Source organism: Nostoc sp. (assembly GCF_036917155.1).
GTDB lineage: Bacteria > Cyanobacteriota > Cyanobacteriia > Cyanobacteriales > Nostocaceae > Nostoc.
On record NZ_JBALDZ010000211.1, the window covers coordinates 22,063 to 34,964 of the forward strand.

Genomic DNA, 12,902 nt, shown 5'->3' on the forward strand with positions numbered 1-12,902 from the left:
AGAACGCTAAAAAGCGCTTTTCGCCAAAGCAGGCGCAACACTTCGTTACCAACTAGGAGGGGTACATACAACTTAATTGGTTGATTGACAACCTACTAGTCTGTCAAATTCATTTTGACGGTTAGAGAGACGCGATAAATCGCCGTCTCTACAGGGGATTTATCCATCAATTATTTATTGACAGACTACTACTACGCCCAATATACATTCTTGACCAACTTTGCTATGTGCCTGCATAGGCAAAATCTTTCAGAAGCTATGATACTAAAATACTAATTATTGTATGGTTTTAAGGATCATTGATTGCATAGTCCACGACTAAGACGGGGAATTAGGGAGTGAGGAGTAGTATATGGCAGTTCTCGCCTGAGTAGAGGTACAAAAACCCCCTCCCCGCAAACGAGGCTACGGCGTACACACAAGTCAAATTACCCCCCTCAATCCCCCCGATGTATTGGGGGGAAGCCGGAAATCCAGTTCCCTCCCCTTGTAAAGGGGAGGGTTAGGGTGGGGTAAAAACCAGATTTGTAAACTACTCCAGACTTGTGTGTACACCGTAGCGCAAACGAGGAGAGGGCTATGATGTACTTTATATGATTAGAAAACGCTATAGTTCAATTACTTGAAAAAGGCTGTAAAAGCAGAGTGAGATAACTGACTGGACTTCCACCCCTTGTGTCTCTCCAGGATACGCTGTTATTTGTTTGCACTGTGTATCTCGACACAAATCTTTCTTTTTTCGATCTAAATAAATTTAGTTGCTCTGTCTCAAAGCAAGAGGGTATTTCTTCTTTCCCCTCTGCCCCTTTGCCTCTTGGGTAAGAGACTTCTACTCAAAAATAGACCCATACACGGAACTTTGACTAATGACACCGGATACACTCATGACCCCGGAAAAAATTTTCCTGGATGGAAAAACTTTTATTCCTGCCGAACAATTACCTATCCCGGAGTGGCCTTGTGTTGTGGCTGAAAGATCGCAACCGACACTGACGGTTAAAGATGATGATTTATTTTTTGTCACAGATACTATCGGGAATATTTCTGGCTGTTCCCTCAACGATGGCAATCCTAGTATGGGATTGTTTTGTTGTGATACGAGATTTCTCAATCGCTTGGAGTTGCAAATTGAAGGGCGATCGCCTGTACTTCTCAGTAGTACTGCTGAGAAAGGGTTTTCACTCTCAGTTTTGTGTACTACCCCCAGAATCGACGAACGCCTGAAAGCCGAGACTATCGGAATTCGCCGAGAAATTGTGCTGAATGGCGCACTGTTTGAAGAAATAGAAGTATCTAACTACAGCACAACCACTGTCAGTTTTGAACTAAGCATCAGCTTTGATGCAGATTTTGTTGATTTATTTGAAGTCCGGGGCTATGACAGAGAAAAACGAGGCCGGCTTTTACGCCTAGTAGAACCAACGACTGAGGAAGGAACATTTTCTCAGGTCGATGGTGTTGCGCCTGTAGCTAAAGAGCCATCAGCCTTTAGGGAAGAATCCTTAACCCTCGCCTATCAAGGTCTGGATGGCTCGGTGATGGAATCCCGGATTCTATTCCAGCATCGACAACCAGACTCTTTCAAGGGTTACACTGCGGTTTGGCAGCTAGAGTTGGCTTCTCACGAAACTCAAAAGCTGGGCTACCGAGTGAATATGTTGAAAAACAACCAGTCTAGTTCAACCGTCAGCGCCGCTACTACCTTAGGACAGGCGAAAGCTGCTGAGTTGATGGAGGAGCAAAACTGGGTACAACAAATTACCCGCATTAGCTCAGATAAAAGCACCTTCAATCGAGTGATTGAGCGGGCTGAACAAGATATGTATTTGTTGCGCCAGTCTTTTGGGAAGTATAAGACTGTTTCCGCCGGAGTGCCGTGGTTTTCAACACTATTTGGGCGAGATTCGCTGGTTACAGCTTCTCAAACTCTGATGTTAAACTCGGAAATTGCCAAGGAAACCCTGATATTACTGGCGACATACCAAGGGAAAATCGATGACGAATGGCGGGAAGAAGAACCGGGTAAGATTTTGCACGAGTTACGTTTGGGAGAAATGGCTCGTTGTCAAGAAATTCCCCATACGCCCTACTACGGTACAGTTGATGCGACTCCCTTATGGCTGATGCTCTACGCCGAACATTACGCTTGGACTCACGATCAAGAACTCCTAGAGCAACTTTGGCCCAATGCTCTCGCAGCAATGGAGTGGATCGATCGCAATAGCAAAGAAACCAGCTACCTCAGTTACTTCCGTAAATCCAAACGCGGTCTTGTTAACCAAGGTTGGAAAGATTCTGGCGATTGTATTGTAGACCACAAGGGAGAATTAGCCAATGGGCCAATTTCCCTCTCTGAGGTGCAAGCTTACGTCTATGCCGCAAAAATGCGCCTAGCTGAAATAGCTAGGATGAAGAAGCGGCTTGATTTGGCAGATCGTTGGCAAGAAGAGGCCAGAAATCTTAAGGTTCGTTTTAATCGAGATTTTTGGGTGGAAAATCAGGATTTCTGCGCTCTGGCTTTGGATGGAGATGGCAAGCCAGTAGATAGTATTACCTCAAACCCCGGTCATTGTCTACATTTGGGACTTTTCACACACGAAAAGGCTCATAGTGTAGCAGAACGGTTGCGGGCACCAGATATGTTTAATGGTTGGGGAATTCGGACTCTGAGTAGTTTGTCACCCGCTTACAATCCAATGGGTTATCACACTGGTTCGGTTTGGCCCCATGATAACGCTCTGATTGCAATGGGATTGCGATCGCTCGGTCTTATCGATCAAGCCTTAGAAATATTCCAAGGTTTATTTGATATGACTGAGCAACAACCCTACCAACGTCCTCCAGAACTCTTCTGTGGCTACGAGCGGAACGGTGATAATACCCCTGTGCAGTATCCAGTTGCCTGCACTCCCCAAGCTTGGGCTACCGGTAGTATTTTCCAACTACTGCAAATGATGGTCAACTTGGTGCCTGATGCTCAAAATAACTGCTTGCGAATCATCGACCCCGCTTTGCCAGAATCGATTAATCGCCTGTCATTTCATAATTTGCGAGTCGGCCCCACTATCCTCGATTTGGAATTCGAGCGTTCTGGGACTACGACTGCTTGTCGCGTTGCGAAAAAACGGGGCAATTTACGGGTAGTTATTGAAGCTTAGTAAAGCTTTGCGTAAAATCGTGGCGAATTGAGGGTTGAAATTTAAACGCAGAGGGGCACAGAGGTAAGCGCAGAGGCACGCAGAGAATTAATGAGATATTGTACTTAGAAAGCGAGTTGGGAGTAGGGAATTAATTTCCTACTCCCTATTCCTTGAGGAGCCAACCGTTTTTCGATCGTGCCTTTTTCGTGGGTTAGATCCCCGGAAACTTGGTAGCCAAGTCGAATGAGCTTGGTACTGCCTTTATTGTTGGCATTAGTACTCAAGGTTGTACTGCTGTTATTTGCACTGCTATTGCCTGTGCTGCCGTTGTTTGTTCCACAACTGACTAAGGCAGTAAAAGACAATAAGCCATAAAAACTGTAAAGTAAATCACGCCTGGATATTGAGTACTTTCCAATTTGCGGTCTGGCCATAGTTTTTTACCTGATCTTGATGCTGATATGGTGGGAGCAAAATCTCTACAAGCTCACCGAATCGATTAGAGTTGCCAATACTGTACATTAATCCGATAAGTTTACAGTAGTATGCAATGACTGTATTTTTAGACTGCTGGAATAACGGGAAGTTTATAGCATCTCATCTGTTAAAGTGCGATCGCCATATCCATCTGAACTTATTGATGCAGTGCGTGCCGCCAGCTTATATACATAGCGGTCTAAGTCATAGTTTGGTTTTTTTGTGCCGACTTACTTAGTAACGAAAATCGCGATGTTTATCACTAAAACTAGGGCTGACGTTCAGAGAGTGTCGCGCTTTGCCAAGTATTGGTACATCTGCCAACGGGCATCTACCTCAGCTTGGGCTTGTTCTAATAAGTGCTTGGCAACGTCGGGTTTGCTCTTGGTCAGCATCTTGAAGCGATTTTCTTGATACATCGAATGTTCTACAGATTGCGTAGGCGATCGCATATCCAATTGCAAGGGATTTTTACCCTGTTTGAGCAACTCTGGATTATGCCGATACAGCAACCAACGACCTGATTCTACCAGAGTTTTCTGATGATTCATTCCTGTGGTCATATTAATGCCGTGGGCGATGCAATGGCTGTAAGCAATAATCAGTGATGGCCCATCATAAGCCTCTGCTTCCAGAAATGCCTTGAGGGTATGTTCATCTCTCGCACCAAGGGCTACACTCGCTACGTAGACATTTCCGTAGGTCATGGCAATCATTCCTAAGTCTTTTTTTGGTGCGGGCTTACCACTGGCGGCATATTTAGCAACTGCGGCTTTTGGCGTAGCTTTGGAAGATTGTCCGCCTGTATTAGAATACACTTCTGTATCCATTACCAAAATATTGACATTCCGACCACTAGCAATCACATGATCGATACCGCCAAAATCGATATCATAAGCCCAACCGTCACCACCAACAATCCAGACGCTTTTTTTCACTAAGTAGTCTGCAAGAGATTTGAGATTTTGAATTTGGGCATGGGGCATGGGGGATTGGGTATGGGAGTGGTCTAACAGTTCATCTAGCTTTTGTTTCAACAGCGCTACCCGTTCTCGTTGTTCCCAAATATCAGCCTCAGTGTTTTGTTTGGCATTGAGAATAGACTGTACCAACTCGTGAGGTATTCCCAATTCCCCACTTCCCAATTGTTGCAACAATTCGGCTGCAAACTCGGCTTGTTTGTCAAGGGAGAGACGGAAACCAAAACCAAATTCGGCATTGTCCTCAAATAGATTATTAGACCATGCGGGGCCGCGTCCTTGGGCGTTGGTTGTCCAGGGTGTTGTGGGGAGATTGCCACCATAGATTGAAGAACAACCTGTAGCATTGGCGATGACGGCGCGATCGCCAAACAGTTGTGTTAATAATTTTAAATAAGGTGTTTCACCACAACCTGCACAAGCACCAGAGAATTCAAATAATGGTTCTTGCAGTTGTTGTTGGCGAATCTGGTTTAATTTTAGCGATCGCCTATCAGGATTGGGTAAACTCAAAAAGAAATCCCAATTTTTCCGCTCTTGTTCTTGTAAAGGCAACTGCTGTGCCATGTTAATTGCTTTCAGCGATGGCTCAGATTTATTTTTAGCAGGGCAAACATTTACACAAATAGTGCATCCTGTGCAATCTTCTGGGGCAACTTGAATGGTAAATTTTTGATTAGCAAAGTCTTTATCTTTTGCACTAGTTGATTTGAAGGTTCCTGGTGCATTGACTAACTCATCAGCTTGATAAGCTTTGGCACGGATGGCACTGTGGGGACAAACCATGACGCACTTACCACATTGTACGCAAACATCCGGCTCCCACACAGGTATCTCTTCAGCAACATTACGTTTTTCCCATTTGGCAGTACCGACGGGAAAAGTGCCATCAACAGGTAGTGTGCTGACAGGTAAATCATCACCTTCCCAAATCATGATTTTGCCCAGAACTTCTCGCACAAATTCGGGAGCGGAATTAAGTGAGGAGTGAGGAGTTAGGAGTGAGGAGTTAGGAGTGAGAATTGTTTGGGGGACATCTACTTTATGTAAGTTGTCTAAGGTGTTGTCTACAGCTTGCAAGTTCATGCGGACAACTTCTGCGCCTTTTTTTCCGTAAGTCTTTTCAATGGCTTGTTTGATTTTAGCGATTGCTTCTTCTTGGGGTAAGACACCAGCTAAGGCAAAGAAGCATACCTGCATAATGGTGTTAATACGTCCACCCATGCCACTTTCACGGGCAACCTGGCTAGCATTGATTGTGTATAACTTCAAATGCTTGTCAATAATTTGTTGCTTCACCTCCAGCGGCAGATATTCCCAGACGGTATCTGCATTGTATGGACTATTAAGCAGCAAAGTCGCCCCAGGAATAGCAGCTTTCAAAATATCTATGCGTTCCAGAAATCCCCAGTGATGACAACCAATAAAGTTGGCTTGGTCAATTAGGTAAGTAGAGCGAATTGGCTCTTTACCGAAGCGGAGGTGAGAGACGGTCATTGAGCCGGATTTTTTGGAGTCAAAGACAAAGTAGCCTTGGGCATAGTTGTCGGTTTCTTCACCAATAATCTTGATGGAGTTTTTGTTAGCACCAACTGTGCCATCCGCACCTAATCCATAAAACATTGCTCTGACAACATTATCCGATTCTGTGGAGAATTTGGGGTCAAAGCTGAGAGAAGTATGACTAACGTCGTCATTAATTCCGATAGTAAAGTGATTTTTTGGTTTAGCTTGGGCAAGATTGTCAAAAATGCCCTTCACCATTGCCGGCGTAAATTCTTTGGAAGAAAGACCGTAACGACCACCGATGATTTTGGGGGATGAGGGGGATGTTGCTCCCATTACTTCCTCATCTCCCCCTGCTCCCTCATCTTCCCCTGCTCTCTTATCTCCCCACGCTTCATGAATAGCAGCCACAATATCTAAATACAAAGGCTCACCAGCACTACCTGCTTCTTTGGTGCGGTCGAGAACTGCGATCGCTTTTACACTAGTTGGTAATACTGCAACAAACCTCTGGACATCAAAGGGGCGGTAAAGTCGCACTTTGACTACACCAAGTTTTTCACCACGGGCGTTTAGGTAATCTACTGTTTCATGGACGGTTTCACAGCCTGAACCCATGAGAACAATCACGCGATCGGCATCCTTTGCACCGTAATATTCATAAATTTTATAATGCCTTCCCGTGCGTTCTCCAAATTCATCCATGATCCGCTGGACAATTTCTGGACAAGCGTTGTAGTAAGGGTTAGCACTTTCTCGTCCTTGGAAGTAGACATCAGGGTTTTGGGCAGTTCCCCGCAAGACTGGACGATCTGGGGTGAGGGCACGGCTACGGTGGGCAAGTATGAGATGATCGTGGATGAGCGATCGCAAATCTCCATCTGAAAGCAATTTGACTTTCTGTACTTCATGTGAAGTGCGGAAACCGTCAAAGAAGTGCATAAACGAGACTCGCGTCTCTAGGGTAGCAGCATGAGCTATGAGAGCAAAATCTTGACTTTCTTGCACCGAAGCCGAACACAGCAGCGCGAAACCAGTAGCACGAGCTGCCATCACATCGCTATGGTCGCCAAAAATTGATAGAGCATGGGTAGCCAAAGAACGAGCCGCAACGTGAACTACAGCGCTAGTTAGTTCACCAGCAATTTTATAGAAGTTAGGGATCATCAACAATAATCCCTGAGATGCGGTGAAGGTGGTACTTAGGGAACCTGTTTGCAATGCCCCATGTACAGCACCAGCCGCTCCACCTTCGCTCTGCATTTGCACGACGCTGGGAATAGTACCCCAGAGATTGGGACGACCTTCTGCTGACCAAGCATCTGCCCATTCACCCATCGCTGAAGAGGGGGTGATGGGATAAATGGCAATCACTTCATTTAGTTTGTAAGCAACACGGGCAACAGCTTCATTCCCGTCGATAGTTGCAAAGGTTTTGTTCATAATTTGATTTTTGTCCCCGCCTCTCAGTGTGAATAGAAGAGCAGAATTCAGGAGTCAGTCATCAAAGTAATTTGTAATTTATAATGACGCTTGCAAACTCGCTAACATAATTTTTAGTTCAATCAGTGTGAGCTTCTGACCCTCTTAATTACGAATTACGAATTAGTAATTGCTCCTGATCTAGCTTTGTAAGTTTTGTCCTTCACTGAATGACAAACTTCTGTAGAAATAGCCAGAGTTAGGGATTCAGTGCATTAAAATTTTAAAGTCAAAGAGTTATCAGTAGGATTTACCCTTGTTCAAATGATAATTTATTGATGGCTTTTGGCTCTTTAATTAACTTTAAATAAATACTTCATGTATTAGTATCTCATCCGAAATACCGTATCTATTAATATCTATTAATAATGTACTCAATAGCCAAAGCACTTATTAGATAAGGCTTTCAGTTAATTGATTCTTTTTTGTGGGGTATAGGGTCGGGCTTCTGTCAATACGGTTCGGTTAAGGTTTTTTGATTAAAATTCTAAATTCCAAAGACGCGATAAATCGCCGTCTCTACAAAGGAATGATTATTGTAGAGACGGCGATTTATCGCGTCTCTTGCCTTAACCGAACAGTATTGGGGCTTCTGTTTCATTTCGATCCCCGTTAGGGGAGGTGGTTATGTAAAGGTTAGAATCGGAAACGAAGAAAAGCTGAAAGAAGCGTTTCCATCCCCGTTAGGGGAAGTGGTTATGTAAAGAGTTACCTTCTGGAAACCTTACTGAGCAAGGGTTTGAGATACCCAAATCGACACCACTTTGTAAATTGTCAATAACCATCAACTAATTCTCAATAAGTAATGGATTTTGCAGCCTGAAACCCTTACTGTGCAAACAATCGACACCAGTTAATGAAGTTATGCGGTTTTCAAGGTTCTAGCGAGTGGTGTCGATTAGCTTCAACACACTCATTTTAAAGTAAAATATCTTACTTAAAATTGTCAACCTGTATTTCCTCTTTCCCCGTCTCCAGTTGTTCCCGTTGCTTGCCATACTCCCGCAGCTGCTTCAACAGGTCTTCTTGGGATGAGTTAGGGATAGACGGACTGGGAGTTGGTTGAAGGTTGATGTCACTACTTGCAAAATTAGTCGGTGAGGGATTAATTACGTAGACGGGTAGCGACTTGTCATTAGACATCCCCTGTTGGATTGGTGCTGGGGTAGGAATTAGATTATTTGGTTTGTTCACCGCAGCTTTTACCGAATCTAGAGTAGTAGCAACTTGTACTTGTTGCTGCATCTGTTGTGTAGAAGATACTAAATGACTTAGACCATTCACCAATTGCAACAGATTTTTGCGGAAAGTAGGATCTCCTGTCAATTCATCTAAATCAGATGTAATTTTTTGGGTATTTTCAAAGGTTACTCGTGCTGAATCTAAAGTTTGTTGCAGCAACACCGTATTTTTGGGATCGTTTAAGGTTTTAGAAGCATCGCGTAAATTAGCTGAGGCTTGGGCTGCATTTGCTGAAAGAGTTTCTAAATTGTTGAGTAATTCTCCTTGAGTCAATCGATTGACAGATGGTGATAAGCTACTGACTGTAACACGCAGTTGGTTGCTGGTTTCGGTAATATTGTTCAAAGCACCAACCAACGTCGAACGATTTGTTGTCAACAAATTATCTAGGTTCTTCAGCAAATGATTAGCTTGAGTTGCAGTTGCACCGAATTTATTTACTGTTTGATTGGCGGATGTATTAAGTTGGTTTGTCGCCCGTTGCACTGAATTAGCCGTGGCTGAAAAAATAGTAAGTTGTTCTCGTAAGCTTTTGGTCAAACCTCGGAGATCCTGGCTTAATTCTGTAAAACTGGATGCTGCACCTGTGGTACTTTCTAGAACCCGATTGACATTTCTATAAAATTTTGGGTTATTGTATGCAGCAGCGAGGTCAGTTGAACTGCGAATTAGTTGATCAACACTGATGCCAACCTGACCTTTTAACCGAGAGCCATTACAAACTATGAGACTGTTATCACAATTTTTATCTAGGGGTTTAGCAAGCACAACCCCAGCAGGTAAGGTTGCTTTTGGTGTGATGTCGATAATACTTTCACTAATTAATCCGCTTTGATTAGCTTCCACCACTACATTCTGGGGGATAACTAGGTCAGTTTGGGCAATTTCAATCTCTACATCAATGGCATTTGGCCCTGGTCGAACCTGAGAAATAGTTCCTACCTTAACGCCACGATAGCGGACTGCTGCTCCCTTTTGCATTCCGCCAGCGTTGGCAAATTCTACAATAACTTTGTATGAACGGCCAGCAGCAGTAAATCTATTTAACCACAGGAAGAGTAATCCAAATACCCCTAGTCCTAGCAGGAGTAGTAACCCTACAGAACCTTCTCTAAATGTTCGCACAGAAGCGAAGCGGCTTGTCATAAGACCTCGCATTTTTTTGCCTCCACCAACAACCAACAACTAATTAGGATTTAGGATTTAGGAGTTAGGAGTTGAATTTAACTTCTCACTTCTCACTCCTCACTCCTCACTTATTACTCCTCACTTTTCACTTTTAAGTTTCTAGCCGGCGACTTTAATCGGGCCTTGAACACTTCCACTGATAAATTGTTTGATCAAAGGATTGTCTGTGTTGTATATTTCACTAACTGTACCCTGCCACTGCACTCTACCTTCATAGAGAAATATAAGTCTATCAGCTGTACGGCGGATAGTACTATCTTGGTGGGTAACAACGGCATAAGTACTACAAACTCCATGTAAACATTGCAAATGGCGGATTAAATCTTCGATTACTGTTGAGGCAATGGGATCGAGTCCGGCTGTTGGTTCGTCGTACAGTAGAACTTCTGGCCCTTCGGCGGGACTATCGGGGTTAGACATAATTGCACGGGCAAAACTTACCCGTTTTCGCATTCCCCCAGAAAGTTCGGCTGGGTAAAGGTGGCCTATTGCTGGCAAACCTACCATCTCCAGTTTTTCTTCTACCAAATCTCGGATGCGCGATCGCCGCAACTTGGAATTTTGATAAAGTAGAAATCCTACATTCTCCTCCACCGTTAGCGAATCAAATAGCGCCGCCTGCTGAAACACCATACCAATGCCAACCTCCTGGCCACCATCCTCAATCAAACCGTCTCGCCGCACCCCTTGGACATAAATTTCTCCTTCATCGGGACTAAGTAACCCCGCCATTACCCGTAAAATTGTTGATTTTCCAGTCCCCGATGGGCCAATAATCCCCAGTGCTTCTCCTCGGTAAATGGTCAAGTCTACATTATCTAGAACTTTATGGCTACCAAAGGACTTAGAAACACCTTTCAGTTCAATCAATGGTTCACTCATTAGTTATTAGTCATTGGTCATTGGTCATTGGTCAGTAGAAAATAAACAAATGACTACTGAGAACTAAGAAAGGACAAATCTGCACAATACTGATGTCATAGTTATTGGTAGGGCTTTGTATCTTACATTATAAGTACATGATTAGCATTCTGATTAGCAAACTTTATTTTTTTAGCATAATATTTAGTTATTAGTGATGTTTAACGTCACAAAATAGCTCAACACAAGGCTGACAAATACACCGTAGTAATTAAACGTCTCAGTGATGTGAAAATAAGATTCCAGTTTTCTATAGACATCAGCAAAGTCAAGTCGCTTCTCTACGAGATGCCGCGCCTAGCAAGATCCCCAAAGGGGTATGCTCCAATTAAAAATTAAAAATTGAATAAATCTTAATTTTGTATTAATATATCTAGTCTTCTAAATTCTTCAAGTAAGTCAAAATATGTGTTTCCACAGTTTTTATAAATGATTAAATATAGCTATAAAAATAATTACTGCTAACTAAATTTATTTATTTAAATCTCAGGCTCAAAAGAGAGTATATTAAACTAGATTGACATAAAGGATATACAGAAGAAATTCCCAATTTAAAATCTAAAATAGTGTATTTGTCAGATTGATTATATAAAATGAGAGTTTAATAGAATTGACGTCAATATTAGAGTTGGCAAAGTCTAAATTATTCATTATTATTGTAATAATTGCTGTTAGAAATAAAACGTTGAAATTATGAGTAGCCAACTAGAACAGTTCGCAAGTGATAATTCCTCTGGTATTTGTCCTGAAGCACTAGAATATATGATTAGGGCAAATCAAGGTAGTGTTCCAGCTTATGGAAATGATGAATGGACTCAAAAAGCATCAGATTATTTTCGGAAACTCTTTGAAATTGATTGTGAAGTATTTTTTACCTTTAACGGTACAGCCGCAAATTCTTTATCTTTAGCTGCTCTTTGTCAGTCATATCACAGCGTCATTTGTCATGAGACATCTCACATAGAAACAGATGAATGTGGCGCACCTGAATTTGCTTCTAATGGCTCTAAACTGCTACTAGCTCAAGGTAAATATGGCAAATTAACATCAGAGTCTATAGAGTCAATTGTTACTAAACGTACTGATATTCATTATCCAAAACCTAAAGTTATTAGCATTACACAAGCAACTGAATTAGGAACTTTATATTCTATTGAAGAACTTTTAAGCATTAAAGAAGTTGCGAATAAATATAACTTAAAGATTCACATGGATGGCGCTCGTTTTGCAAATGCGGTTGCCGCTATGAATAGAAGTCCTGCTGAAATTACCTGGAAAGCTGGAGTGGATGTATTGTGTTTTTGTGGTACAAAGAATGGAATGGCATTAGGTGAAGCGATTCTCTTCTTCAATAAAGCGCTAGCAGAGGATTTTGATTATCGATGCAAGCAAGCAGGTCAGTTAGCCTCAAAAATGCGGTTTATTTCTGCTCCCTGGTTGGGTTTATTAGAAACTGGTGCTTGGCTAAAAAATGCTAGACATGCTAATCAATCTGCTGAATATTTAGAAAATCAACTATTAAACATAGAAGGCGTTAATTTGATGTTTCCTAGAGAAGCCAATGCCGTATTTGTGAAATTACCTGAAGAAGTCATTCACAGTTTAAAAGCCAAGAATTGGCAGTTTTACACATTTATTGGTGTGGGAGGAGTACGTTTTATGTGTTCTTGGAACACTACTCAATCAAGGATTGATGAATTGATTGGTGATATTAAAAATGCAGCTAAGTAAGTGAGGGTGAATAACTAAGGAACGAAACCCAACATTTTCATAGCTTTGTTGGGTTGCACTTTGCTTCACCCAACCTACAATCTTTATTAACTGAACCGTATTGAGTAATGTTCTTGAAACACTACTCAATAATCTCAAGATTTTTACCAAGCCCCTTCGGGGCGGGAACAGGGAACTCTTAACAGGGAACAGAAAAAAAATTAGCCCCGAATACAGGGTTTAAAGCCCCTAAATT

Annotated in this window: 6 protein-coding genes; 2 read left to right on the top strand and 4 right to left on the bottom strand. The window is 42.5% G+C overall.

Features of this window, described 5'->3' with window-relative positions; genetic code table 11:
* Positions 1-866 precede the first annotated feature (866 nt).
* Complete coding sequence (locus tag V7K67_RS27440; protein WP_334729757.1) at positions 867-3,158, top strand: amylo-alpha-1,6-glucosidase; 2,292 nt, start codon at positions 867-869, stop codon at positions 3,156-3,158.
* A 104-nt stretch (positions 3,159-3,262) separates the two neighbouring features.
* Here the strand turns inward: V7K67_RS27440 and V7K67_RS27445 are convergent, their stop codons facing one another.
* The 4 genes from V7K67_RS27445 to V7K67_RS27460 all read right to left on the bottom strand — a co-directional run bounded on the left by V7K67_RS27445 (position 3,263) and on the right by V7K67_RS27460 (position 10,897).
* On the bottom strand, positions 3,263-3,574 hold the full coding sequence (locus V7K67_RS27445; RefSeq protein ID WP_334729758.1) for a hypothetical protein: 312 nt from the start codon (positions 3,572-3,574) through the stop codon (positions 3,263-3,265).
* A gap of 324 nt (positions 3,575-3,898) precedes the next feature.
* On the bottom strand, positions 3,899-7,546 hold the full coding sequence (gene nifJ, locus V7K67_RS27450; protein WP_335169265.1) for a pyruvate:ferredoxin (flavodoxin) oxidoreductase: 3,648 nt from the start codon (positions 7,544-7,546) through the stop codon (positions 3,899-3,901).
* 972 nt (positions 7,547-8,518) lie between these two features.
* The gene (locus tag V7K67_RS27455; RefSeq protein ID WP_334729760.1) at positions 8,519-9,985 is read right to left on the bottom strand and encodes an MlaD family protein; all 1,467 of its coding nucleotides are present in this window, start codon (positions 9,983-9,985) and stop codon (positions 8,519-8,521) included.
* A 129-nt stretch (positions 9,986-10,114) separates the two neighbouring features.
* On the bottom strand, positions 10,115-10,897 hold the full coding sequence (locus V7K67_RS27460) for an ABC transporter ATP-binding protein (protein ID WP_334706477.1): 783 nt from the start codon (positions 10,895-10,897) through the stop codon (positions 10,115-10,117).
* Between the two features lie 732 nt (positions 10,898-11,629).
* Between V7K67_RS27460 and V7K67_RS27465 the strand changes: the two genes are divergently transcribed.
* On the top strand, positions 11,630-12,667 hold the full coding sequence (locus tag V7K67_RS27465) for a threonine aldolase family protein (protein ID WP_334729763.1): 1,038 nt from the start codon (positions 11,630-11,632) through the stop codon (positions 12,665-12,667).
* Positions 12,668-12,902: the final 235 nt, after the last annotated feature.